This is a genomic window from Acidovorax soli (assembly GCF_900107605.1).
Classification (GTDB): domain Bacteria; phylum Pseudomonadota; class Gammaproteobacteria; order Burkholderiales; family Burkholderiaceae_C; genus Acidovorax; species Acidovorax soli.
In genome coordinates this window covers 1-25,024 of record NZ_FNQJ01000040.1, presented here as the reverse complement: position 1 = coordinate 25,024, position 25,024 = coordinate 1, and the positions used below count along the sequence as shown (strand labels likewise).

22 protein-coding genes are annotated in these 25,024 nt (G+C 66.7%); 8 read left to right on the top strand and 14 right to left on the bottom strand.

Annotated features, from left to right (window positions below):
* Window positions 1–130: 130 nt before the first annotated feature.
* The 3 genes from BLW02_RS17515 to dacB form a co-directional block, all read right to left on the bottom strand.
* Window positions 131–1,441, bottom strand: coding sequence for a lipase family protein (locus BLW02_RS17515; protein ID WP_092700951.1), 1,311 nt, complete (start codon window positions 1,439–1,441; stop codon window positions 131–133).
* 119 nt (window positions 1,442–1,560) lie between these two features.
* Window positions 1,561–1,830, bottom strand: a complete 270-nt coding sequence (locus tag BLW02_RS17510) for a SemiSWEET transporter (RefSeq protein WP_092700948.1) — start codon at window positions 1,828–1,830, stop codon at window positions 1,561–1,563.
* Window positions 1,831–1,850: 20 nt separating this feature from the next.
* Window positions 1,851–3,260: a D-alanyl-D-alanine carboxypeptidase/D-alanyl-D-alanine endopeptidase gene (gene dacB, locus BLW02_RS17505; RefSeq protein WP_244273752.1), complete on the bottom strand. Its 1,410-nt coding sequence runs from the start codon at window positions 3,258–3,260 to the stop codon at window positions 1,851–1,853.
* A gap of 136 nt (window positions 3,261–3,396) precedes the next feature.
* Here dacB and tsaB point away from each other — a divergent pair, with 136 nt between their 5' ends.
* From tsaB to corA, 4 genes are all read left to right on the top strand, one after another.
* Window positions 3,397–4,134 (top strand): tRNA (adenosine(37)-N6)-threonylcarbamoyltransferase complex dimerization subunit type 1 TsaB, encoded by a 738-nt coding sequence (gene tsaB / locus BLW02_RS17500; RefSeq protein WP_092700942.1) that lies wholly within the window; start codon window positions 3,397–3,399, stop codon window positions 4,132–4,134.
* Window positions 4,131–4,610, top strand: a complete 480-nt coding sequence (rimI, locus tag BLW02_RS17495; protein WP_092700939.1) for a ribosomal protein S18-alanine N-acetyltransferase — start codon at window positions 4,131–4,133, stop codon at window positions 4,608–4,610. The genes tsaB and rimI overlap by 4 nt, the downstream gene beginning before the upstream one ends.
* 10 nt (window positions 4,611–4,620) lie before the next feature.
* Window positions 4,621–5,403 (top strand): uracil-DNA glycosylase family protein, encoded by a 783-nt coding sequence (locus BLW02_RS17490; protein WP_092700935.1) that lies wholly within the window; start codon window positions 4,621–4,623, stop codon window positions 5,401–5,403.
* Between the two features lie 183 nt (window positions 5,404–5,586).
* On the top strand, window positions 5,587–6,573 hold the full coding sequence (corA, locus tag BLW02_RS17485; protein WP_092700932.1) for a magnesium/cobalt transporter CorA: 987 nt from the start codon (window positions 5,587–5,589) through the stop codon (window positions 6,571–6,573).
* 156 nt (window positions 6,574–6,729) lie between these two features.
* Here the strand turns inward: corA and BLW02_RS17480 are convergent, their stop codons facing one another.
* The 7 genes from BLW02_RS17480 to BLW02_RS17450 all read right to left on the bottom strand — a co-directional run bounded on the left by BLW02_RS17480 (window position 6,730) and on the right by BLW02_RS17450 (window position 15,838).
* Window positions 6,730–7,485 (bottom strand): 5'-methylthioadenosine/adenosylhomocysteine nucleosidase, encoded by a 756-nt coding sequence (locus tag BLW02_RS17480; RefSeq protein WP_092700929.1) that lies wholly within the window; start codon window positions 7,483–7,485, stop codon window positions 6,730–6,732.
* A 67-nt stretch (window positions 7,486–7,552) separates the two neighbouring features.
* Window positions 7,553–9,232: a long-chain-fatty-acid--CoA ligase gene (locus BLW02_RS17475; protein WP_092700926.1), complete on the bottom strand. Its 1,680-nt coding sequence runs from the start codon at window positions 9,230–9,232 to the stop codon at window positions 7,553–7,555.
* A gap of 94 nt (window positions 9,233–9,326) precedes the next feature.
* The gene (gene pntB, locus BLW02_RS17470; RefSeq protein ID WP_092700923.1) at window positions 9,327–10,739 is read right to left on the bottom strand and encodes a Re/Si-specific NAD(P)(+) transhydrogenase subunit beta; all 1,413 of its coding nucleotides are present in this window, start codon (window positions 10,737–10,739) and stop codon (window positions 9,327–9,329) included.
* A 27-nt stretch (window positions 10,740–10,766) separates the two neighbouring features.
* On the bottom strand, window positions 10,767–12,368 hold the full coding sequence (locus BLW02_RS17465; RefSeq protein ID WP_092700920.1) for a Re/Si-specific NAD(P)(+) transhydrogenase subunit alpha: 1,602 nt from the start codon (window positions 12,366–12,368) through the stop codon (window positions 10,767–10,769).
* A 237-nt stretch (window positions 12,369–12,605) separates the two neighbouring features.
* Window positions 12,606–13,670 (bottom strand): class II fructose-bisphosphate aldolase, encoded by a 1,065-nt coding sequence (gene fba, locus BLW02_RS17460; RefSeq protein WP_092700917.1) that lies wholly within the window; start codon window positions 13,668–13,670, stop codon window positions 12,606–12,608.
* A 78-nt stretch (window positions 13,671–13,748) separates the two neighbouring features.
* Complete coding sequence (locus tag BLW02_RS17455; protein WP_092700914.1) at window positions 13,749–15,143, bottom strand: histidine kinase dimerization/phospho-acceptor domain-containing protein; 1,395 nt, start codon at window positions 15,141–15,143, stop codon at window positions 13,749–13,751.
* Window positions 15,143–15,838, bottom strand: coding sequence for a response regulator transcription factor (locus BLW02_RS17450; protein WP_092700911.1), 696 nt, complete (start codon window positions 15,836–15,838; stop codon window positions 15,143–15,145). Before BLW02_RS17450 ends, BLW02_RS17455 begins: the two co-directional genes overlap by 1 nt.
* Before the next feature lie 75 nt (window positions 15,839–15,913).
* Here BLW02_RS17450 and BLW02_RS17445 point away from each other — a divergent pair, with 75 nt between their 5' ends.
* Complete coding sequence (locus BLW02_RS17445) at window positions 15,914–16,660, top strand: phosphatase PAP2 family protein (RefSeq protein WP_092700908.1); 747 nt, start codon at window positions 15,914–15,916, stop codon at window positions 16,658–16,660.
* Between the two features lie 29 nt (window positions 16,661–16,689).
* Here the strand turns inward: BLW02_RS17445 and pyk are convergent, their stop codons facing one another.
* Both pyk and BLW02_RS17435 read right to left on the bottom strand, forming a co-directional pair.
* Window positions 16,690–18,126 carry a pyruvate kinase gene (pyk, locus tag BLW02_RS17440; protein WP_092700905.1) on the bottom strand — a complete coding sequence of 479 codons (1,437 nt, stop codon included), beginning with the start codon at window positions 18,124–18,126 and terminating at the stop codon, window positions 16,690–16,692.
* Between the two features lie 118 nt (window positions 18,127–18,244).
* Window positions 18,245–19,636: an aminopeptidase P N-terminal domain-containing protein gene (locus tag BLW02_RS17435; RefSeq protein ID WP_092700902.1), complete on the bottom strand. Its 1,392-nt coding sequence runs from the start codon at window positions 19,634–19,636 to the stop codon at window positions 18,245–18,247.
* Between the two features lie 110 nt (window positions 19,637–19,746).
* Here BLW02_RS17435 and BLW02_RS17430 point away from each other — a divergent pair, with 110 nt between their 5' ends.
* Window positions 19,747–20,490, top strand: coding sequence for a hypothetical protein (locus BLW02_RS17430; RefSeq protein ID WP_092700899.1), 744 nt, complete (start codon window positions 19,747–19,749; stop codon window positions 20,488–20,490).
* Here the strand turns inward: BLW02_RS17430 and BLW02_RS17425 are convergent.
* Together BLW02_RS17425 and speD are read right to left on the bottom strand one after the other, a co-directional pair.
* The gene (locus tag BLW02_RS17425) at window positions 20,487–21,248 is read right to left on the bottom strand and encodes a nucleotidyltransferase family protein (RefSeq protein WP_092700896.1); all 762 of its coding nucleotides are present in this window, start codon (window positions 21,246–21,248) and stop codon (window positions 20,487–20,489) included. The two genes, BLW02_RS17430 and BLW02_RS17425, sit on opposite strands and share 4 nt — an antisense overlap.
* Window positions 21,245–21,643, bottom strand: coding sequence for an adenosylmethionine decarboxylase (gene speD, locus BLW02_RS17420; protein ID WP_092700893.1), 399 nt, complete (start codon window positions 21,641–21,643; stop codon window positions 21,245–21,247). Before speD ends, BLW02_RS17425 begins: the two co-directional genes overlap by 4 nt.
* Window positions 21,644–21,767: 124 nt before the next feature.
* Between speD and tkt the strand changes: the two genes are divergently transcribed.
* Window positions 21,768–23,822, top strand: a complete 2,055-nt coding sequence (gene tkt, locus BLW02_RS17415) for a transketolase (protein ID WP_092700890.1) — start codon at window positions 21,768–21,770, stop codon at window positions 23,820–23,822.
* 74 nt (window positions 23,823–23,896) lie between these two features.
* Complete coding sequence (gap, locus tag BLW02_RS17410) at window positions 23,897–24,898, top strand: type I glyceraldehyde-3-phosphate dehydrogenase (protein WP_092700887.1); 1,002 nt, start codon at window positions 23,897–23,899, stop codon at window positions 24,896–24,898.
* Window positions 24,899–25,024 lie beyond the last annotated feature (126 nt).

The window sequence follows — 25,024 nt, the reverse complement described above, 5'->3', positions numbered from 1 at the left end:
TGCAGCAGGATCGACAAAATAAAAAGGGAACGTGAAACACGTTCCCTTTTTACTGCCAATCAGATCAAGCCAAGCTTAACTGACTGGCATTGGCCCGAGGGTCGGCTTTTTTCATGCGCGCAGTGCCTGGCTATTGGACGGAATCAAACATCGCCCGCGCCTGGGCGTGGCAGAACGGCGGCTCGTAGGTACCGTGGTAGTTGCCGTAATACGTGGCAAACGCCGCCGAGGCCGGATCGGTGGGCGCCTTGCCACCGGGCCCGTACGTGGCTTGCACCAGCGCGTCGACATCCACCGATGTCACGTTGGTCAGCCCCCGGCTGTCAAAGTCGGCCTTCATGGCCTGCTGGTGGATGGCCGGCGGCACCGTGGGGTCGCCCGCACCACCGCACAGCAGCAAGCGCGCCTTGGGGCTCCAGCCCAGGAGGTCGTTCTTTTTGGCCGCCAGAAACAACGGGTTGCTGCCGCCGGCCTGGGCCGCGGCCAGGAACTCGGGCTGGAACACGAGGTCACGGGCCTGGTTGGGTGTGACACCTGGGCCACCGGGCAATGCGCCCGAGGACACCAGCGTGGTGTAGTCGAGCGTGGGGCTGGGCAACAGGTTCTCGATGTAGCCCGAATAAGGCAGCTTGAAAGCCGCCTTGACGTCGGCATAGACATTGCCGTACACCTTTTGCCACGAGGTCACAAGGTAAGGCACGAAGAACTGCACCCCGGCCATCGCATCGGTCACGCGCAGCTGGCCCGACAGATTGTAGGGCCCCGCCAGGTGGGCACCTGCCACCACGTTGAACTCGCCGGCATGGTCGCGCTCCGCCGCCCGGTGGGCGGCCATGGACGCATGACCGCCCTGCGAATAGCCGGTGAACATCACCTTGCCCGAGAGGTTGGCGCCCACGCTGGCCGCCGCCGCCCGCGCGGCACGGACGGAGTCGAGCACCACCGTGGCTTCGGAATCCGCATGCAGATACGGGTGGTAGGCATAGGCCGATTTGGCAAAACCCAGGTAATCGGTGGCCACCACGGCGTAGCCCTGGGCGGCATACATCGCCGCCAGAAAGAAGGTCTCACCGTCTTGCGGGTTGGCCAGCGTGCGGGGCTTCTGCACATCCGTGCCCTTGGCGTAGGCCACCAGGGGCGCGGGCGCGGTGCAGGCAGGGCCGCCCGGCACCAGCATCACGCCCGATGCGTTGGTGCTCTCACCGTCCCGCACGCCCACCGTGGTGTAGTTGAGCGCCACCACCCGGACATCGCACCGGGCCTTGCCGCTGACCGCCTGCAGGCCGATGGCCGCCGTCGTGGCATCGATCTGTGCGGCGGTCAGCATGGCCAGCGTCGCAGCCGGCTCCACCAGCGCCCCCCGCTGCGGCCCCTCGGAGCCACCGCAGGCGGCCAGCAACGCCGCGGCTGCGGCAACACAGGAAAGGCGGAAATATGGCATGAAGCGACCCCTTGGAGCGGTGAAGAGCGTCGCATCGTGCGCGCACCCGCACTGCAGCATCCATAGGGAATTACGCGGACCGCACCCGCGCCCAGACGCCTGGGCGACACCCCCGGGCTTCAGCCCTTGCGGCGCGCGCCGTAGCGCAGCTTCATGACCAGGATGGCGCCCGACAGTGCCAGCGTGACGGCATTGGCCGCCACGATGGGCCAGGCGGCCAGTGCCACGCCATAGGCCAGCCACAGCGCCACACCCAGCGTGAAGGTGCCGTACATGACCAGCGAGATGCCACTGACATCGCGGGTGCGGAACGTATGCAGCGCCTGGGGCAGAAAGCTGCAGGTGGTCAGGGTCGCGGCCAGGTAGCCGATGAGGTCGTGCAGGGGCATGGTGTGAATTGCTTTGGTGGCTATTGATCGCGTGCGGTCCAGTCCACCAGGGCGTCGAGCACCGGCCGCGCGGCGCCCGCCTGCGGGTGGTTGACGATGGCCACCAGCACATAGCGGCGGCCGCTGGCGGCATGCACATAGCCGGCAACGGCCATCACGTCGCGCAGGCTGCCGGTCTTGAGGTGGGCAGCGCCCGCACGGCTCTGGCTGCGGCGCAGCGTGCCGTCCACGCCGGCAATCGGCAGGGACGACACCAGCTCGGGCATCACCGGCGACTGCCAGGCGACCTGCAGCATGCGCGCCAGGGACTGGGCGCTGATGCGGGCCTCGCGGCTCAGGCCAGCGCCGTTGTCGGGCAGGGGCGGCTCGGCATCGCCGATGCGCCCCTGCCACCACTGGCGCAGCGTGTCGCGCGCGCCGTCGAACGTGGCCACGCCATTCCTGCGCAAGGCAAGCGTGAGGAACAGCTGCTGCGCCATCACGTTGTTGCTGTATTTGTTCACGTCGCGCACCACCTCGGCCAGAGCGGGCGATGTGGCCACGAACACCGGCATGAGCCCCGCAGGCACCTTGCCATCCCGCACGCTGCCCGTGAGCTTGCCTCCCAGTTCGCGCCACATGCCCTCCACCGCGCGCGCGGCAAAGCCTTTCGGGTCGGGGAACGCCGCCGCCCACACGCGCTCGCCACAGCGGGCCGGATACGCACCCTGGAACGCGGCGCGTGCCGGGTCGGTCAGTTCGGCCCGCAAGGCGGCACGCCAGTCGCCGCACTCCGCGCCGGGAGCCGCCAGCGGCACCGTGGCCTGGCGCTGCACGCCGGCCAGTGGCGGGTCGTACTGGATGCGCGCCAGCCCGGCAGCCACATCGGGCACGAACGCCATGGCCACCGCGTTGTAGTTCAGCAGCAAGGCATCGGGCGCCGCGTTGTAGGGGCGCAGCGGCTCGCCGTCGAAGCGGGCGGCATCATGGTCGGGCACGTCAAAAGCGGTGCGGTCCAGCACGATGTCGCCCACGATGACCTGGATGCCCTGGCCCTGCAGGCGGCGCAGCAGCAGCCACAGGCGTTCCATCACCAGCTTGGGATCGCCCTGCCCCTGGATGTACACATTGCCCTTGAGGCTGCCGCCGTGCACCGTGCCGTCCACATACACGGGCGTGCTCCAGGTGTAGGTGGGGCCCAGCAGGTCGAGCGCCGCGTAGGTGGTCACCAGCTTCATGACCGAGGCGGGGTTCGTGGCGACCTGCGCGCGGTGCGCCAGCCGCGGTGCCTGGCGGCCGGCCTGTGCATCCGCCACCAGCACGGACAGGGCCTCGCGGGGCAGGCGGGCACGCGCCAGTGCCGCCTCGACCTCGGCAGGAAGCGATGCCGGCGCCTGGGCATGGGCCGCACCACCCACGGACAGAAGGCACAAAAACCACCAGCGCACCATGGCCGCGCGGCAACCTACAGGAACAGACATCATCGGCCAAGTCTATCGCCGGGGTGCATTGCGCAGACCGGCCAATCCTGCAGCGCGCTGGTGCGCCCCTGATAATTGCACTCCGAACCCAGACCCACCCGGCCCCATGAACCTGCTTGCCTTCGACACCAGCACCGACACCCTCTCCATCGCCGTGCAGGCCGGAGATGCCTGGTGGCAGCACACCGGGCCGGGGGGCGCGCAGACCTCGGCCACGCTGGTTCCGGCCATTCGCACGCTGCTGGAGCAAGCCGGGCTGTCGTTTGCCACGCTCGACGCCATCGTGTTCGGCCGTGGGCCGGGATCGTTCACCGGCCTGCGCACGGCCTGCGCGGTGGCGCAGGGGCTGGCTTTTGGTGCGCGCGGCGGCGCGGGCGTGCCGGTGCTGCCGGTGGACACCCTGCTCGCGGTGGCCGAGGAGGCCCGCCACCAGCATGGCTGCACCCAGGTGGTGGCCGCGCTGGACGCGCGCATGGACGAGGTGTACGTGGCGCATTGCGAATGGCAGCCCGCCCGGGGCGGCATGCCCGGCGTGGTCGGCCACTGGCGCACCGATGGCGACTTCGGCCTGTGCGCCCCCGAGGCCGTGCAGGTGCCCGCAGGCTGGACACTGGCGGGCAACGCCGGGGCCGCCTACGCCGGGCGCCTGGCCCCCGGCGCCCTGCACGCCAGCGCGCTGCCCACTGCCACGGCCCTGCTGCGGCTGGCCCCCGCCTTGCTCGCAGCGGGCGGCGCCGTGCCGGCCCGCGAAGCCCTGCCCCGCTACATTCGCGATAAAGTGGCATACACCGCTGCCGAGCGGGCTGCCCTGCGTGCAACCCCGCCCGCACAGACAACACCATGAGCGCCATCCTCTCTCCCCCCGCCAATGCCCCCGAGGTCCGCTTTGAGCCGCTCACGCTGTTCCGGCTGGACGACGTGCTGGACGTGGAATGCAGCGCCTACTCCCATCCCTGGACACGGGGCAATTTCACCGACGCGATGGCCTCGGGCTACCAGGCCCAGCTGCTGATGGCGGGCGACCAGCTGCTGGGTTACTTCGTGGCCATGATGGGGGTGGACGAGGTGCATCTGCTCAACATCACCGTGGCCCCGGCCTTCCAAAAGCAGGGCTGGGCCCGCGTGCTGCTCGACGCCCTGGCGCTGTGGGCGCGCGGGCGGGGTGCCCAATGGCTGTGGCTGGAAGTGCGCGTGAGCAACGAGCGCGCCCTGCATGTCTACCAGGCCCACGGTTTTCGCCGCGTGGGCGAGCGCAAGCGTTACTACCCGGCCCCTGCGGGCCAGCGCGAGGACGCCGTGGTCATGAGCCTGCCGTTATGAGTCCGCTGCCATGAGCCTTCACCTCGATGCGCGCCAGCGCGCCATGCTGCAGGAGATGGGTGTCACCGTCTGGGCACCCGCGGAAACGCCGGCGCCTGCGCCCCCCCCCGTGGCCGATGCCGTGCGCGCCCAGCAGACTGCGACCGCACCCGCCGCGCACCCGCCTGCAATGGCTGCGGCCGATGCCGGCTCCCAGCCGGCACCGCGTACCGCACGGGAACGTGCAATCCCCCCGGGCGTCGCCCCGGGCGTCCAGCCGCCCGTGCCGCAGGGCGGCAGCGCGCCTGCGCTGGTCCTGCATGCGCCGCAGGCGCTCTACCCCGCGGCCGACCCCGCGCAGACGCCGGCCGGGCTGGGTGCCGGCTGGCTGGTGGTAGCCGAAAGCCTCTCGCCCACGGAACCCCTGGCGGGCGAAGCGGGCCGCCTGCTGGACAACATGCTGCGGGCCATGCGGCTGCACCTGCACCCCCGCGTTTTTCTGGCGATCCTGGAGCGCCCCCCGGCCAGCGCCGCTGCAGGTGCCGCCGATGTATCCGTGGCACTGGAGGAGGCGGTGGCCACGCTGCGCCCCGCCATGGTGCTGGTACTGGGCCATGTGGCAGCCCGGGCGGCCCTGGCGCGCACCGAACCCCTGGGCCGCCTGCGCGCCGAGCTGCACCAGCTGGCGGGATGCCCCGCCATCGTCACCTACGACCCCGCCTTTTTGCTGCGCGCCCAAGGCAACAAGGCGGCAGCCTGGGCGGACCTGTGCCGTGCGCTGGCGCTGGTGCAGGCCACCCCCGCCAGCCCCTGAGAATCCGAGTGCCCGCGTCACACGTACGCCACGGGCCGGTGCCATAATCCGCGGCTTGCACATTGACGGAGAAAACCCCGTGGAAACCTACCCGAGTTGGTAGCTTTCAGCTCCCCGGCCTGCCCGTGGGGATGAAAGCACCCCCAAACCCCACTGCAGATGCCACCAACCAGGGAGTGAGCCATGCTCAATATCTTTTCGCTTGCCAACGGCCGTTTGTTCCAGGAAGAAATCGAATCCCTGGAAGAACTCACCCGCTTTCAGCCCATCTGGGTCGATCTGGAAAACCCCACGATCGAGGAAAAACGCTGGATCAAGCAGCACTACGGCCTGTCCATCCCCGAAGACGCGATGGACGAGGACATCGAGGAATCCGCCCGCTTCTACGAAGAAGACAACGGTGACCTGCACATCCGCAGCGACTTTCTCATTGACGACAACGATCAGCCGCGTTCGGTGCGCGTGGCCTTCATCCTGAACCTGACCAACCCCACGCTGAAAAGCAAGGGCGTGCTGTTCTCGATCCACGACGAGGACGTGCCCGTGTTCCGCCTGCTGCGCATGCGCGCACGCCGGGCACCGGGCCTGATCGAGGATGCCAAGGAGGTGCTGCTCGCACTGTTCGACGCCGACGCCGAGTATTCGGCCGACACGCTGGAGAACATCTACGACGAGCTGGAGAAGGTCAGCAAGCAGGTGCTGGCCGGCGACGTGACCGATGCCCGCGCCGGCGAGGTGCTGGCCGCCATCGCCCGCCAGGAGGACTTGAACGGACGCATCCGCCGCAACGTGATGGACACGCGCCGCGCCGTGAGCTTCATGATGCGCAGCAAGATGCTCAGCTCCGACCAGTTCGAGGAGGCCCGCCAGATCCTGCGCGACATCGAGTCGCTGGACAACCACACGGCCTTCCTGTTCGACAAGATCAACTTCCTGATGGACGCCACGGTCGGTTTCATCAACATCAACCAGAACAAGATCATCAAGATCTTCTCGGTGGCCAGCGTGGCGCTGCTGCCGCCCACGCTGATTGCCAGCGTGTACGGCATGAATTTCAAGTTCATGCCCGAGCTGGACTGGTCGCTGGGCTACCCGTATGCGCTGGGCCTGATGCTGGCCAGCGCGCTGGGGCCGATGTGGTACTTCCGCAAGCGCGGCTGGCTTAAATAGACTCCCCCTGTGGCGCTGCGCGCCTTCCCCCCTGAGGGGGACGCCTCCAGCGGTCCGGCGGAGCCGGTTCCGCGGTGGCGCTGGCTTTGGGGCGCGCCCGTTGCAAACAATGATCGAATTGGCCGCTCGCGCTTACCTATCAAGTGCTGAAAGCTATTAATTTCGCAGTTTTTGTAGAAACGTTTGCACCATGTGGTCGGCATAGCGGCTGGCCACGGTCTGCACGAACAGCGCGAAGTCGCCATGCGCGGCATCGTCGGCGCGGTCGGAGATGGTGCGCACGGCGGCAAACGGCACACCGTAGTCCAGGCACACCTGGGCCACGGCGGCACCTTCCATTTCCACGGCCAGCACCTCGTGGCCCGCTTCGCGCAGCAGGGTGCGCAGCCGGTCGGACTCGTGCGCGGCCGATACAAAGCGGTCGCCGCTGGCCATCAGGCCGTGGTGCACCTGCAGGGCGGGGTTGGCGGTTTCTAGGTCAAGTTGCCCTTGAGCGCTGGCCACACAAGCGCGGGCGGCGTCCAAAAGCAGAGCCGACAAAGCCGCATCGCAGGCCAGGCGTGCCCGCGCATAGCCGGGCAGCTCCCAGCGCGGGAACAGGGGCGAGGCATCCATGTCGTGCTGCACATAGTCCTGGGCCACCACCACGTCGCCCACCCGCACGCCATCACCCACGCCCCCGGCCACGCCCGTGAACACGATGCGGGCCACGCCGAAGCGCTCGATCAGCGCCGTGGCCGTGGTGGCCGCCGCCACCTTGCCGATGCCCGAAAGCGCCAGCACCACGCTGTGGCCGTGCAGCGACCCGGTCCAGAAGGTACGCCCCGCGTGCACCCTGCGCTGGGGCTGCTGCAAGCTGGCGACAAGGCCGGATTGTTCTTCGGGAAGTGCGCTGAGGATGGCCGTGGTCATGAAATCGCCTCTGAAAAAAAGAAGGCGACCGAAGCCGCCAGCAAGGGTGAAGCAGGGCCCTGCGGCCTCACTTCTTGTCGCGCAGTTCGCGGCGCAGGATTTTCCCGACGGGTGTCTTGGGCAGCTCGGTGCGGAACTCGATCACCTTGGGCTGCTTGTAGCCCGTGAGCTCATGGCGGCAGAACTCGCGCACATCGGCCTCGGTGAGGTCGGGCGACTTCTTCACGATCACCAGCTTGACGGCCTCGCCCGATTTTTCGTCGGGCACGCCCACCACGGCGCATTCCAGGACGCCCGGGCAGTTGGCGACGACCTCCTCGACCTCGTTCGGGTACACGTTGAAGCCGCTGACCAGCACCATGTCCTTCTTGCGGTCCACGATCTTGAAAAAGCCGCGCTCGTCCACGACACCGATATCGCCGGACTTGAAATAGCCGTCCTCGGTCATGACCTTGGCGGTCTCATCGGGGCGCTGCCAGTAACCGGCCATCACCTGCGGTCCCTTGATCACGATTTCGCCGGGCTGGCCCACGGCGGTGACCTCATGGCCATCATCGTCGAGCAGCTTCATGTACGTACTGGGCAAGGGCACGCCAATGGTGCCGGTGAATTCCTTGGCGGTCACCGGGTTGCAGCTGGCCGAGGGGCTGGTTTCCGACAGGCCATAGCCTTCGCAGATGGGGCAGCCGGTCTTTTCGAGCCACAGCTTGGCCACCGCGCCCTGCACCGCCATGCCGCCGCCCACCGATACCTTGAGGTTCTTCCAGTTGACGGTGTTGAAGTCGGGGTGATTGGCCAGGCCGTTGAACAAGGTGTTGACGGCCGGAAAACTGTGGAAGGTGTGCTTGGACAGCTCCTTGAGCACGGCCGGCAGGTCGCGCGGATTGGGGATCAGGATGGTCTTGCCGCCCGTGCGCATGGACAGCATCATGTTCACCGTGAACGCGAAGATGTGGTACAGCGGCAGCGCGCAGATGCTGGTGGGCTGCTCGCCGGCGGGCACCTTCTTCATGACCGGATCGTTCCAGGCCTCGGACTGCAGCACATTGGCGATCACGTTGCGGTGCAGCAGGATGGCCCCCTTGCTCACACCCGTGGTGCCGCCGGTGTATTGCAGCAGGGCGATGTCGTCGGGCTTGATGTCGGGCTTCTTGAACGTGCCGCGGGTGCCCTGGGCCACCGCATCATTGAAACGCACGGCGCCCGGCAGGTTGTAGGCGGGCACCATCTTCTTGACGTTGCGCACCACGTAGTTGACCAACAGCCCCTTGAGCATGCCCAGCTGGTCGCCCATGGCGCACAGCACCACATGCTTGATGGGCGTGTGCGCAATGCAATGCTCCAGCGTGGAGGCGAAGTTCTCGATGATCACGATGGCCTTGGCACCCGAGTCCTTGAGCTGGTGCTCCAGCTCGCGCGGGGTGTACAGCGGGTTCACATTGACCACGACAAAGCCTGCCCGCAGGATGGCTGCCACCGCGACGGGGTATTGCGGCACGTTGGGCATCATGATGGCCACACGGTCCCCCTTGACCAGGCCCAGGCTCTGCAGGTAAGCCGCAAAAGCACTGCTCAGGGCATCGGTCTGTGCAAACGTGACCTCCTTGCCCATGAAGCTGTAGGCAATGCGGTCGGCGTATTGGGTGAATGCCTCGTCCATCAGGGCGACGAGGGAGGGGTAGTGCGACGGGTCGATGTCGGCGGGCACGCCTTGCGGGTAGGCAGCCAGCCACGGGCGGTCGGTCATTTGCGCGGTCTCCAGGTAGGTTTTATTGCGGCCATGAAAACACGCCGGCGTTTTTCAGCACGGTCGTGCTTTTTCTGCAAGGGCATTATGCCCGTCAGCCTTTGAGCACGGCGAGTACTTCATCGAGCATCTTTTTGGCGTCGCCGAACAGCATGCGGTTGTTGTCCTTGTAGAACAGCGGGTTGTCCACGCCGGCGTAGCCCGAGGCCATGGAGCGCTTCATCACGATCGAGGTTTTGGCCTTCCACACTTCGAGCACCGGCATCCCCGCGATGGGGCTGGTGGGATCGTCCAGGGCGCTGGGGTTCACGATGTCGTTGGCGCCGATGACCATGGCCACGTCGGTCTCGGGGAAGTCCTCGTTGATCTCGTCCATCTCCATCACGATGTCGTAGGGCACCTTGGCCTCGGCCAGCAGCACGTTCATGTGGCCGGGCATGCGGCCCGCCACCGGGTGGATGCCAAAACGCACGTTGACGCCCTTTGCACGCAGCGTCTGGGTGATCTCGTTCACCGTGTGCTGGGCCTGGGCCACGGCCATGCCGTAGCCGGGCACGATGATGACGCTCTTGGCCTCGCGCAGCAGCTCGGCGGTCTCGGCGGCGCTGACGGGCACCGCCTCGCCCTGCGGCTCAGCTGCATCACCCTTCTTGGCGGGCGTGCCGGCGCCCGAGCCGAAGCCGCCCGCGATCACGCTGATGAAGTTGCGGTTCATCGCATTGCACATGATGTACGACAGGATGGCGCCCGAAGAGCCCACCAGCGCGCCGGTGACGATGAGCAGGTCGTTCGAGAGCATGAAGCCCGTGGCCGCCGCCGCCCAGCCCGAATAGCTGTTGAGCATGGACACCACCACCGGCATGTCGGCACCGCCAATGGCCATGACCATGTGGATGCCGAACAGCAGCGCGATCACCGTCATCACCATCAACGGCACCATGCCCTGTTCTATCGTCTCGGCGCGCAAAAATTCGCGGCCGAACCAGACCACCACCAGCAGGCCGGCCAGGTTGAGCCAGTGGCGCCCGGGCAGCAGCAGCGGCTTGCCGCCGATCCTGCCGTTGAGCTTGCCGAAGGCGATCAGCGAGCCGCTGAACGTGATCGCGCCAATCAGGATGCCGACATAGATCTCCACCTCGTGGATGATCTTTTCTGCGCCCTGCAGCTGGATCGAGGTATCGACGTAGCTGGCAAAGCCCACCAGGCAGGCCGCCAGGCCCACCAGGCTGTGCATGAGCGCGACCAGCTCGGGCATCTGGGTCATCTTGACAACCTTGGCGGCATACAGGCCGATGCCGCCGCCGACCACCAGCGCGCCCACAATCCAGGCAATACCCGAAGGGCTGACGCGCGGGCCGAACACCGTGGCCAGCACGGCCAGCGCCATGCCGACCATGCCCAGCAGGTTGCCACGGCGCGAGGTTTCCGGGTTGGACAGGCCACCCAGGCTCAGGATGAACAAAATGGCCGCCCCCAGGTAGGCAACGGTAGCGAGACTTTGGGACATGTTCGTCTTTCCTTGGCTTTGTCGTTGTTATTTGCGGAACATGGCGAGCATGCGGCGCGTGACCGCGAAGCCACCGAACATGTTGACGGCCGTGAGCACCAGTGCGGCAAAGGCCAGCCAGAGAATCAACCCATCAGGGCGCCCGTTGATGCCTGCATCGGGTGGCGCAATCTGCACCAGCGCGCCGATGGCGATGATGCTGGAGATGGCGTTGGTCACGCTCATCAGCGGCGTGTGCAGCGCGGGCGTGACGTTCCACACCACCATGTAGCCGATGAAACAGGCCAGCACGAACACCGTGAAATGCCCCAGGAAGGCCACCGGCGCATAGGCGCCGATGGCCCAGAACAGCAAGGCCAGCACGGCAAAGACGATGGTCAGCGTCTTGGCGGACATGGGTTCACCCGGGCCATGGCTGGATTTCTTCACGGCCACGGGAGCCGCCGCTGGCTTGGGTGCCGGCGCAGGCGCCTGCTTGAGCGGCGGGGCGGGCCAGGTGATCGCGCCGTCCTTGACCACGGTGAGGCCCCGGATCGCGTCGTCCTCCATGTTGACCACGGCCACGCCGTCCTTGGCCTTGCACAGTTCTTCAGTGAGGCGCAGCAGGTTGGTGGCGTACAGCGTGGACGACTGCTTGGCCAAGCGGGAGGCCAAGTCGGTGTAGCCGACGATGGTCACCCCATGGCGCACCACGGCCTGGCCGGGCACGGTCAGCTCGCAGTTGCCGCCCTGCTCGGCGGCCATGTCCACGATCACGCTGCCGGGCTTCATGCTCTGCACCATCTCGGCCGTGATGAGCTTGGGCGCGGGCTTGCCCGGAATCAACGCGGTGGTGATGATGATGTCGGCGTCCTTGGCCTGCTCCGCATACATCTTGCGCTGCGCGGCCTGGAAACCCTCGCTCATGACCTTGGCGTAGCCGCCGCCGCCCGAGCCCTCCTCTTCATAATCCACCTTGACGAATTCACCGCCCAGCGATTTGACCTGGTCGGCCACCTCGGCGCGTGTGTCGTTGGCGCGCACGATGGCGCCCAGATTGGCCGCCGTGCCGATGGCGGCGAGGCCCGCCACGCCAGCGCCTGCAATGAACACCTTGGCGGGCGGTACCTTGCCCGCGGCCGTGATCTGGCCATTGAAAAACCGGCCGAAGGCGTTGGCCGCCTCGATGACGGCGCGGTAGCCCGAGACACCGGCCGTGGAGGTCAGCGCGTCCATCTTCTGCGCGCGCGAGAGCGTGCGCGGCAGGCAGTCGATGGCCAGCACCGTGGCCTTCCTGGCCGCCAGCTGCTGCATCAGCTCGGGGTTCTGTGCAGGCCAGATGAAATCGATGAGTGTCGTGCCCTCGCGCATCAGCGCCACTTCGTCGCTGCTGGGCGGGCGCACCTTGAAGACGATGTCCGAAGCGGCCCACAGTGCGGCAGCGTCGCCGGCGATCTGGGCCCCGGCGGCGCGGTAGGCGTCATCGCTGAAATTGGCGGCATCCCCGGCACCCGACTCCACGGCAACCCGGAAGCCCAGCTTGAGCAGCTTTTCCACCACATCGGGCACGGTGGCCACGCGCTTTTCGCCGGGGAAGGTTTCCCTGGGTATGCCGATGCATTGCACCGGTGGAATGGGGTTTGCCTGCATGAATGGTCTCCTCCAAGTTGAGTGATCGTTGCGCGAGCCCCGCTGTGGCTTGCTGCGCTATCGAACCGGGCCGCGATGCTCCGTACACGCACCCGCGCGCGCTAACTGACCACGAGCTTACATGAAGAAAAAGCAAGGCCCGCCGTCTCCGGGACACTCTCGCCTGATCAGCCCCCCAAAACGCCAACCGGCAGCACAAGGGCTGCCGGTTGGCGCTGAAGGGGTGAGCAAAAAACGTCAGTTGACCACTTGGGCCAATGCACCTGCAGTGTATTTTTGGGCCATCACGGTCAGCGATGCGCCCTTGATCTTGCCCCCCTGGCCTTCGCAGCCGAACTCGATGTAACGCTGCTTGCAAATCGCCTTGGCAGCTTCGCGCGCGGGTTTGAGCCATTCGCGGGCATCGAACTTTTCGGGGTTTTCGGCCAGGAACTTGCGCACCGCGCCAGTCATGGCCAGGCGGATGTCGGTGTCGATGTTGATCTTGCGCACGCCGTGCTTGATGGCTTCCTGGATTTCGGCCACGGGCACGCCATAGGTTTCCTTCATCTTGCCGCCGTACTGGTTGATGATGGCCAGCAGATCCTGGGGAACCGAAGACGAGCCGTGCATCACCAGGTGGGTGTTGGGGATGCGGGCATGGATTTCCTTGACGCGGCTGATGGCCAGGATGTCACCCGTGGGCGGACGGCTGAACTTGTAGGCGCCATGGCTGGTGCCAATGGCAATGGCCAGGGCATCCAGCTGGGTGGCCTTGACAAACTGGGCCGCCTCTTCGGGGTCGGTCAGCATCTGGCTGTGGTCCAGCTTGCCTTCGGCACCAATGCCGTCTTCTTCCCCGGCATCACCCGTCTCCAGGTTGCCCAGGCAGCCCAGCTCGCCCTCCACCGTGACGCCGTACTTGTGCGCCAGCTCCACCACTTTGCGCGTGACTTCGACGTTGTAGTCGAACGACGAAGGGGTCTTGCCGTCCTCCATCAGCGAGCCGTCCATCATCACCGAGCCAAAGCCCAGGTCGATCGCGCCCTGGCACACCTTGGGCGAAGTGCCATGGTCCTGGTGCATGACCAGCGGAATGTGGGGATACATCTCGGCCGCCGCCTGGATCAGGTGCTTGATGAAGGGTTCGCCTGCGTATTTGCGCGCGCCGGCGCTGGCCTGCAGGATGACGGGCGCACCCACCTCGTCGGCGGCAGCCATCACGGCCTGCACCTGCTCCAGGTTGTTGACGTTGAAGGCAGGAATGCCATAGCCGTTGGTGGCAGCATGGTCGAGCAGTTCGCGCATCGAGACGAGGGGCATGGTGGTGAAGTCCGTTCAGGGTTGAGGGAGGCGCTGACAGGCAGCCGGCGCGGTGGTAACCGCTTGGTAACCCGGATTTTACCCGGCCGCCACAGCGCTGGGTGGTGGGAAATCCAGACGGTAGCAAGTGGTGAATGGCGCCGGCGCAGCCGCCACGCCAAAGGTGCCGTTATGCATCTGCGCCACACGCAGCACAATTTCATGCCCCAGCTGCAGGCTGTCCGCCGGGCGCGCCATGCTGGCGTTGCCCGCAGCCGCCTGGACACGCCCGCCGTCGTCACACACCTGCAGCCAGACCGCCCCGGTGTCGGACTGCCCTATCTGCACGGAAATCCGGGTGCCATGCGGAGTGTGCCTGAGGGCGTTTTCGACCAGATTGCGCACCGCCAGGTCCAGCAGCACCCCATGGCCCGCCATGGGCAGAGCCTCGGGCGCCACCACGGCGATCTCGCCCCCCCGCTGCCATGCGGCCTGGGCATAGTCGACACACACAGCGCGCGCCGTGGCGGCCAGGTCCACCGGCGCCGTGGCTTCGTGCAGCTCGGCACGGCTGGCCCGGGCCAGCGCCAGCAACTGGTTCAGCACATGGCCCGCACGCAAGGCATCCTGCTGTATCCGCGCCAAGGCCTGTGCCTGCGCGTTCGGGTCCAGCCCACCGCCCAGCGCACTGGCCTGCAGCGCGATCGAGGACAAGGGTGTGCGCAGCTCGTGTGCCACCTCGTTGGCCAGACGGCGCTCGCGCACCAGCGCGGCCTGCTGCCGCTCCAGCAGCGTATTGATGGAGGCCACCACCGATTCGAATTCGCTCCATGCATGGCGCGACGCCAGCCGCTGCGCGATGGCAGGGTCGAGTGCGGCCACATCCGCAGACAGTGCATACAAGGGCCGCAATCCCCGGTGCAAGGCCAGCCCCAGGGCCAGGGCCACCACCGGCAGCAGCCACAACCCCGGCTCGACCATCTGGTCGGCGATGTCCTGCGCCAGCTCGTCGCGCTCGCGCAACTCCAGCAGCACCATGACCTTGCGGGTTCTGGATACATCCCAATGCGAAAAACTGCGCCAGGCCACGGCCTGCGGTCCCAGGCTCAGATCGGCGAACCCCTCGGCCTCATTGAAGGCAGGCAATGGTGCGCTGCCGCTGTGCGCCAGCACATGCCCTGCAGCATTCCATTGCACCACGCTGATGGACTGCTGGTAGTCATGCGCCTTGAGCCAGGGCATGGCGGGGCGCTGCGTAGTGACGGCCTGGTCCACGGCTTCAAAAGCGCGCAGATTGATGAGCAGCGCAACCACACTGGCCAGATGGCCGTCGGTCAGCTCATCCGCCTCATTCACACCGGCGCGGTACCCCACGAACACGAAGCTGCACCACACAAGCACCAGCGCCCCCAGAGACCACAGCAGCAGATGCCGGGTCAGCGAGTGGCGGACCGGGCCCCGGGAGGGGTGGGCAGCGGAACCCGGCGCTGCCATCACAAGGCCTCCTGCGGCATGAAGTAACCCACGCCCCGCATGGTCTGGATGCACCCGCTGCCCAGCTTGCGGCGCAAATGGTGGATGTGCACTTCGACCGCGTTGCTTTCAATGGCCGATTGCCAGCTGTACAGGCGCTCCTCGATCTGCTGGCGGGACAGCACCCGGCCCCGGGCCTGCAGCAGCACGAGCAGCACGGAAAACTCGCGCGGCGACATATCGACCGGTTTGCCGGCCTGCAGCACCGTGCGCGCGGCCGGATCCACTTCGATATCGCGGTAGCGTATGGTCGGAGAGGCCCGGCCTGCCGCCCGGCGCAGCAGTGCACGCAGGCGAGCATCGAGTTCATCGACATCAAAGGGTTTGACCAGGTAGTCGTCGGCCCCCTGGTCCAGGCCGGCGATGCGCTGGCTGACCAGATCGCGGGCCGTCACGATGAGCACCGGGGTCGCAGGATCGGGCAGCGCTGGCACGCCAGCGGCCGGCGGACTGGCGCGCAGCCGGTGCAACAGCTCCCCGCCTTCACCGTCGGCCAGTCCCAGGTCCAGCAAGACGGCGTCAAAGCGCTCGGCACGCAGTGCGCCCCAGGCCGACGCAATGCCATCGCACACATCCACGGCATAGCCGCGCTGCTGCAGGTTGGTGCGCAGCCCGTTGGCAATGCCCGCATCGTCTTCGACCACTAGGATTCGCATGGCCCGATTGTCACCGCGACGGCCCCCAGAAAAAGGTTAAGACCCCGTTAAGCGCACACGCCTATCGTGCCGAACATGTCGCAGTCAAGCCTTGCTTCCACCTCGCCACCCCACTCCCTGCGCGGAACCCTGGCCTGGACCCTTGGCACATTGGCATGCCTGCTGGCCTGGGACGCCCTGGGGCAGGATCTGGCACTGGCCCATGTTTTTGGCTCGGGCACCGGTTTCCCGATGCGCGAGCAGTGGTTCTTCACGCAGGTACTGCACGAAGATGCCCACCACCTGGGCTGGCTTGTGGTGGTGCTGCTGACCCTGGGCGTATGGTGGCCGGTGGGCTTGCTGCGGCGCATCGACCTGGGGGAGCGGCTGCAGCTGGCCGCCAGCGCGCTGGCGGCGCTGTTTGTAGTGAGCAGCCTCAAGAGCCTGAGCGCCACCAGTTGCCCCTGGGATCTGGCCGAGTTCGGTGGCGTGGCCCGCTACGCATCGCACTGGGCCCTGGGCATCGTGGATGGTGGAGGGGGGCGCTGTTTTCCTGCGGGCCATGCCTCGGCGGGGTTTGCCTTTATGGGCGGCTACTTTGCGCTGCGGCGGCGCCAGCCGCGCGCCGCGCGCCTGTGGCTGGCGGCATCGCTGGTGGCAGGCCTGATCCTGGGCGGCGCCCAGCAGGTGCGTGGCGCCCACTTCATGAGCCACACCCTGTGGACGGGCTGGCTGTGCTGGACCACCGGCTGGCTGTGCGACCTCGCGGCTGCCGCGCTGCGCCGGCGCCTGGCGCTTGCCGACAGCCCCCAAGCCGACGAGCCGCCACCTGCAGCCAGGTGACCTGGCCGTGGTTCACGCCGTGAACGGGGTCAGCTTGCGCGGCAGATTTTCAGCATGTTGGTGCCACCCGGTGCGCCCATGGGTTCGCCGCAGGTGATGGCATACACGTCGCCGCTTTGCACAATGCCGCGGCTCTTGAGGTGGCCTTCGGCCTGCGCGAGCGCCGTGTCGCGGTCGGCGCTGGTGTCCATGAGCAAGGGGCGCACATTGCGGTACATGGCCATCTTGCGCTGCGTGGCCACCTTGGGCGTGAGCGCGTAGATCGGGATATGGCTGCGGTGGCGGCTCATCCACAGGGCAGTGGAGCCGCTGTCGGTCATGGCCACGATGGCCTTGGCCTCCAGGTGGTGGGCCGTGAAAAGCGCCCCCATGGCAATGGACTGGTCGATGCGGCCAAAGGTGCGGCCTGTGAAGTCGGCATCCAGCCGATGGTCCTCGGCCGCCTCGGCGGCGGCGCAGATCTTGGCCATCTCTTCCACGGTTTCCAGGGGGTATTTTCCGGCCGCCGTCTCGGCGCTGAGCATCACCGCATCGGTGCCGTCGAGCACGGCGTTGGCCACGTCGCTCACCTCGGCCCGGGTGGGCACGGGGTTGGTGATCATGCTCTCCATCATCTGCGTGGCGGTGATGACCACCTTGTCGAGATCCCGCGCCATGCGGATCATCTTTTTCTGCAATGCCGGCACGGCCGCGTTGCCCACCTCCACCGCCAGGTCGCCGCGCGCCACCATGATGCCGTCGCTCACGCGCAGGATGGACTCCAGGTGCGGAATGGCCTCGGCGCGCTCAATCTTGGCGATCAGCCCCGGCTTGTGGCGGTATTCCGCCGCCGCCACGTTGCACAACTGGCGCGCCATCTCCATGTCGGTGGCATTCTTGGGGAAACTCACGGCCACATAGTCGGCCTGGAAACCCATGGCCGTGCGGATGTCTTCCATGTCCTTGGCGGTGAGCGCCGGCGCCGTGAGGCCGCCACCCTGCTTGTTGATGCCCTTGTTGTTGGACAGCTCGCCGCCAATCTTCACCGTGGTGTGCACGGCCTCGCCGCGCACGGCGTTCACCGTGAGAACGATCAGGCCGTCGTTGAGCAGCAGCACATCGCCGGGCTTCACGTCACGCGGCAGTTCCTTGTAATCGAGCCCCACGCCGGCCAGATCGCCCGGCTCGGTGCGGGAAGCATCCAGCACGAACGGCGCGCCCTGCTCCAGCAGCACCCGGCCTTCGGCAAACTTGCCGACCCGAATCTTGGGGCCCTGCAGGTCCGCCATGATCGCCACCTCGCGCCCGGCCCGCTGCGCGGCGGCGCGCACTGCCGTGGCGCGGTCGATGTGGTCCTGCGCCTTGCCGTGGCTGAAGTTCAGGCGCACCACGTTGACGCCGGCGCGGATCATGCGCTCGAGCAATTGCGGGTCGCTGGAAGCGGGGCCCAGGGTGGCAACAATCTTGGTGGCGCGGCGGGTGGACATGGAGGTGTCTCTTTCTCACTGAACGTGTAATTGAGTTTCCATTTTTACACGGAAGCGGTTACGAGCGCGGAACGATCGGTCGCCGCACCGCCTGGCCAAGGCACTGCAGGCGCCCGCTTCAGGCGCGCATCAGGGCCTCGATCTCGTCGGCCTGCACCGGCACGCCGCGCGTGATCAGTTCGCAGCCCGCCTCGGTGACGATGGCGTCGTCCTCGATGCGGATGCCGATGTGGTGAAACGCCTCGGGCACGCCCGCGGCGGGCCGCACGTAGAGGCCCGGCTCGACGGTGAGCACCATGCCCGGACGCAGCACGCGGCTGGGGCGATTGGTGATCAGCTCGCCCGAGAGCGGGTCCTTGCGCTGGCCCACCTGGCCCACCTCGCCGGGCTCCACGTAGCTGCCGCAGTCGTGCACGTCCATGCCCAGCCAGTGGCCGGTGCGGTGCATGTAGAACTGGAAGTACGCCCGCTGGTCGATCACGTCCTGCGCTGTGCCCACCTTGTTCCTGTCGAGCAGGCCCAGGTCCAGCATGCCCTGTGCCAGCACGGCCACGGTGGCGTCGTGCGGGTCGGTGAAACGTGCGCCCGCCCGGGTGGCGGCCACGGCGGCTTCCTGGCTGGCGAGCACCAGATCGTAGAGCGCACGCTGTGGCCCGGTGAAACGGCCATTGGCCGGAAAAGTGCGCGTGATGTCGCTGGCATAGCCGTCGAGTTCGCAGCCGGCGTCGATCAGCACCAGCTCACCGTCGCGCACGGGCGCGGTGTCGGCGCGGTAATGCAGCACGCAGGCATTGGCCCCCGCCGCGACGATGGAGCTGTAGGCGGGGTATTGCGAGCCCTGCTGGCGAAATTCGTGCAGCAACTCGGCATCGAGGTGGTATTCGCGCACCTCTTCGCCCGCACGCAGCATGCGGGCCGAGCGCTGCATGGCGCGGATGTGGGCGCCGGCGCTGATGGCGCTGGCGCGGCGCATGATGGCCTGCTCGTGTTCATCCTTGACCAGGCGCATCTCGTCGAGCAAGGTGCACAGGTCGTTTTGCACTGCGGGGCACAGCGCACCGTAGCGCACGCGGGCGCGCACGGCATTCAGCCAGCCCTCCACCCGGGCGGCCAGACCGTTGTGGGTGGCAAACGGATACCAGACGCAGGCCCGGTTCTCCAGCAGGCGCGGCAGCTGTGTGTCCAGATCGCTGCTGGCATGGGCGGCCTCCACACCCAGCGCGGCAGGCGCCGCCGCGGGGCCCAGCCGGTAGCCGTCCCAGATCTCGCGCTCCAGATCCTTGGGCTGGCAAAACAGCGTGCTGCGGCCTTCCTGCGTGAGCACCAGGCAGGCGCCCGGCTCGGTGAAGCCCGTGAGGTAATAGAAATAGCTGTCGTGGCGAAACAGAAAGTCGCTGTCCCGGTTGCGCTGGCGCTCGGGCGCCGTGGGGATGATGGCGATGCCGCCTTCGCCGAGCATCGAGGCAAGGCGGGCGCGACGCTGGGCATAGATGGATGTCGGTAGACTCATCCACGCATTTTGAGCCCTCCGGGCGAAGTACGGTCTGCCAGACGGCGAATTTCCTTTCACTTTCCGGCTTATCGGTGCCGCACGGGCACCCTCTTCCCTTTCTCCATCGCATGTCTGATTTGTTCACTTCCCTCTGGCAGTTCATCCTGGCCACCTTGGTCCCGTTGCTGGGGCTCGTGCTGATCGTCGCACTGCCCGTCTATGGTGTGTATGTGCGCTGGATCGACGTCCCCCGCAAATGGCTGCTGGCCCGGCGCACGGTGCAGGTGCTGCTGGCCGTGGCGCTTTTGTGCAATGCCTGGCTGGGCGTTCGGCTCTACCTGTCGCACAGTGCGCAACAGGCCCGGCAAGACGGCGCTTCCGTCCGCGCAAGCCGTGAGCGGTTTGTGCTGCCGCAGGACTTTGTGTATGGCGAACTGACCATCCCTGCGGGCAGCCTGATCAACCGCCGGGACCCTTTCGACAAGGGCGAACCGGGCCGCCCGCTGGCGTTGCATGGCCTGGAGGCCGTGCGCTTCGCGCAGCCAGTGCAGGTGGCTGGCGTGTGGGCCAGCGCGCTGCAAACCGTTCCCATGCGCGTGGAGCTGGCGCAGGACCAGAGCATCGGCCCGCTGCACCGCTTCGACAGCGCCAGCCTGAGCTGGGTGCCCAACACCGTCGTGTCGGCACTGAACTGCAAGAAGGGCCAGATCGCCCTGTTCCACGTGCCGCACATTGCCTACGACATCCAGGCGGAGCTGGACAAACCCGCACCCGACGGGCCGCAGGCGAGGTTTCTACCCAGCCAATGGCTGTTTCGCAACTGCGAGGCGGGCCCGGCCATCGCCGTGGAACCCGTGCCGCCATCGTCTTAGCGGTTGAGCTCTGCCAGCCGCTCGGGTGTGCCGACATCGGTCCAGCGGCCGGTGTAGAGCGAGGCCGATACCCGGCCGGCGTCCATCGCACGGCGCAGCAGCGGTGCCAGCGGGGCCTGGGTGCCACCGGGGTTGCCCGCCGGGATATCGCACCAGGGCGCCGCAAAAAGTTCAGCGCGCAACAGGGCGATGGTGCTGTAGGTGTAGCGCGGTGTGGGGTCGTTGGCAGGCAGGTTCAGCGCCAGGCCGCCGGCCGACAGGCCAAAGTCGCCACGCGGGTTGTGCGCCGGGTTGGGCACCAGCCACAGGTGGGCCAGATGGTCACTGGCGGCAAAGGCCTGCACGGCGGCACGGTCGAACATGAAGTCGGGCGCAAACACATCGCCCGCCGCCAGCCAGAAAACCGGCCCCAGCTGTGGCAGGGCGCGGGCGATGCCACCCGCCGTTTCCAGCGCGCCGCCAAAATCCACGCCCTCGTGGGAGTATGAAATCGATAGCTGCTCGCGCTTATTTGACATGCGCCACAAGCCATTCTGATTTGAAAAGTAGGCCGGAATCTGCTCACCCAGCCAGGCGGTGTTGATCACCACGCACGACACGCCGGCGTCGGCCAGCGCCTGCAGATGCCATTGCAGCAGGGGCTGGCCCTGCACCTGCAGCAGCGGCTTCGGGGTGGTGTCGGTGAGGGGCCGCATGCGTTCGCCGCGGCCTGCCGCCAGCACCAGGGCTGGCACCTGCACAGCAGTGGACTGCGTCATCGCACCGCCCCGGTGGCGGGCCCCACGGCGCCGCGCTGCAGGGCATGGCGCTGCACCTCGGCAGGGTCGAAAAGGGCCAGCAGCGCATCCATCAGGGCCTGGGCCCTGGCCGAATGGTCGGCGCCAAAGTTGCAGACATACACATCCAGCGTGACGGCGCTCTGCTCGGGCCAGGTGTGCACGCACAGGTGCGACTCGGCCAGCAACACCGTGGCGGTCACCCCGCCAGGGCCTTGCGCCGTGGCCGGGAAGGTGTGGAACAGCTGGCCTACCGCCTGCAGCCCCGCAGCGCGCACGGCATCCGTGCAGGCCAGGGCCAGGGCGGCGGCATCCAGCAGGCGCTGGGAAACGCAGCGGCAGCCACGCAGATCGGCGGTGAGATGCAGTCCTTGCATGGCGTGCACTGTAGTGCATTGCCGCCGCTGCCCCAGGCCTGCCACGGGCCAATTCAGGCGAACGAAAGCCGCCCCGGTAAAATGCGGGGTTTCCCCTGAACCTCCCACCCCTGAACCCTCCCCCATGGCCAACACCCAGCAATCCCACCAGATGGCCAACGCAATCCGCGCGTTGGCCATGGACGCAGTTCAACAAGCCAACTCCGGCCACCCCGGCGCGCCCATGGGCATGGCCGACATGGCCGTGGCGCTGTGGAGCCGCCACCTCAAGCACAACCCTGCCAACCCCCAGTGGTTTGACCGCGACCGTTTCGTGCTGAGCAATGGCCACGGCTCGATGCTGCTGTATGCGCTGCTGCACCTCACGGGCTACGACCTGCCGATAGGCGAACTGAAGAACTTCCGCCAGCTGCACAGCAAGACCGCTGGGCACCCCGAAGTGGGCCACACCCCCGGCGTCGAAACCACCACCGGCCCGCTGGGCCAGGGCATCACCAACGCCGTGGGCTTTGCGCTGGCCGAAAAGCTGCTGGCCAGCGAATTCAACCGCGAAGGCCACACCGTGGTGGACCACCACACCTACACCTTCCTGGGCGATGGCTGCCTGATGGAAGGCATCAGCCACGAAGCCGTTTCGCTGGCCGGCGCCTGGAAACTCAACAAGCTGATTGCCCTGTACGACGACAACGGCATCTCCATCGACGGCCAGGTCGCCCCCTGGTTTGCCGACAACACTCCGCAGCGCTTTGCGGCCAGCGGCTGGAACGTGATCGGCCCCATCGACGGCCATGATGCCGACACGGTGGACGCCGCCATCGAAGAGGCCAAGCAGCAGACCGAGCGCCCCACCCTCATCGTATGCAAGACGCACATCGGCAAGGGCAGCCCCAACCGCGCCAACACGGCCAAGGCCCACGGCGAGCCGCTGGGCGCCGACGAAATCGCACTCACGCGCGAAGCCCTGGGCTGGACCAGCGAGCCCTTCGTGATTCCGCAAGACGTGTATGCCGACTGGGATGCCAAGGCCAATGGCCAGGGTTTTGAATCCGTCTGGAACGAGCGTTTTGATGCCTACAGCAAGGCCTTCCCCGAACTGGCCGCCGAGTTCAAGCGCCGCATGGAAGGCAACCTGCCCGCCCGTTTTGCGCAAGTGGCCGTGGACACCGTGGTCGCCGCCCACACCAAGGGCGAAACCGTGGCCAGCCGCAAGGCCAGCCAGCTGGCGCTGGAAGCCTTCACCGCAGCCCTGCCCGAACTGCTGGGCGGCAGCGCCGACCTGACCGGCTCCAATCTCACCAACACCAAGAGCACGCCCAGCCTGCGCTTTGACCAGCAAGGCGCCGTGGTGCAGACCGAGGTCGAAGGCGGCAAGAAAATCGGTGGCCGCCACATCAACTACGGCGTGCGCGAGTTCGGCATGGCCGCCATCATGAACGGCATTGCGCTGCATGGTGGCTTCATCCCCTACGGCGGCACCTTCCTGACCTTCAGCGACTACAGCCGCAACGCCATCCGCATGGCCGCGCTGATGAAGCAGCGCGTGATCCACGTCTTCACGCACGACTCCATCGGCCTGGGTGAAGACGGCCCCACGCACCAGTCGGTGGAACACGCCGCCAGCCTGCGCCTGATCCCCAACCTCGACGTCTGGCGCCCCGCCGACACGGCCGAAACCGCCGTGGCCTGGAGCGTGGCCCTGAGCAACCGCGACAAGCCCACCGCCCTGCTGCTTTCGCGCCAGAACCTGCCCTACGCCCCCAAGCGCGACCTGGGCGACATCTCGCGCGGCGCCTATGTGCTGTCCGAGCCTGCGGACGTAGGCCTGAAGAAGAAGGCCCAGGCCGTGATCATTGCCACCGGTTCCGAAGTGCAGCTGGCCCTGAAGGCCCAGCGCCTGCTGGCCGACAAGAAGATCGCCGTGCGCGTGGTCTCCATGCCCAGCACCACCACCTTCGACCGCGAAGATGCCAAGTACAAGAGCAGCGTGCTGCCTGCCGGCGTGCCCCGCGTGGCCGTGGAAATGGGCGTGACCGACGGCTGGTGGAAATACGGCTGCGCGGCCGTGGTGGGCATCGACACCTACGGCGAATCGGCCCCGGCGCCTGTGCTGTTCAAGCATTTCGGCTTTACCGAAGAGAACGTGGCAGCCACCGTGCTGGCCGTGCTCCAGCGCAAGTGATCTGGCAAGGGGCCCCGCAGTGATGCGAGGCCCCTTTGAGTTTTGGATTTTCGGAAATCAACTTTGGAGAGACTATGACGATCAAGATTGGTATCAACGGCTTCGGCCGCATCGGCCGCAACGTGCTGCGCTCGGCCATCCAGAACTTCAGCGACATCGAAGTCGTTGGCATCAACGACCTGCTGGAGCCCGACTACCTGGCCTACATGCTGCAGTACGACTCGGTGCACGGCCGCTTCAAGGGCGAAGTCTCGGTGGAAGGCAACACCCTGGTCGTCAACGGCAAGAAGATCCGACTGACGCAAGAGCGCGATCCGGCCAACCTGAAGTGGAACGAAGTCGGCGCCGACGTGGTGATCGAATCCACCGGCCTGTTCCTGGACAAGGCCTCGGCCCAGAAGCACATTGATGCGGGCGCCAAGAAGGTGCTGCTGTCGGCCCCCTCGAAGGACGACACCCCCATGTTCGTGTTCGGCGTGAACCACGACACCTACGCCGGCCAGGCCATCGTGTCCAACGCCTCGTGCACCACCAACTGCCTGGCCCCCGTGGCCATGGTGCTGAACAACAAATGGGGCATCAAGCGCGGCCTGATGACCACCGTGCACGCCGCCACCGCCACGCAAAAGACCGTGGACGGCCCGAGCAACAAGGACTGGCGCGGCGGCCGCGGCATCCTGGAAAACATCATCCCCTCCAGCACCGGCGCTGCCAAGGCCGTGGGCGTGGTGATCCCTGCCCTCAACAAGAAGCTGACCGGCATGTCGTTTCGCGTGCCCACCTCCGACGTGTCGGTGGTGGACCTGACGGTGGAGCTGGAAAAGGCTGCCACCTACGACGAAATCAAGGCCGAGATGAAGGCCCAGTCCGAAGGCGCCCTGAAGGGCGTGCTGGGCTACACCGAAGACAAGGTGGTGGCCACCGACTTCCGTGGCGACACCCGCACCTCCATCTTTGATGCCGACGCCGGCATTGCGCTCGATGGCACCTTCGTGAAGATCGTGTCCTGGTACGACAACGAGTGGGGTTACTCGAACAAGTGCCTGGAAATGGTGCGCGTGGTGTCCGCCAAGTAAACGCTGCGGCCCCATGAAAAACGCGCCTTTCGGCCAATGCCAGTCAGTTAAGCTTGGCTTGATCTGATTGGCAGTAAAAAGGGAACGTGTTTCACGTTCCCTTTTTATTTTGTCGATCCTGCTGCA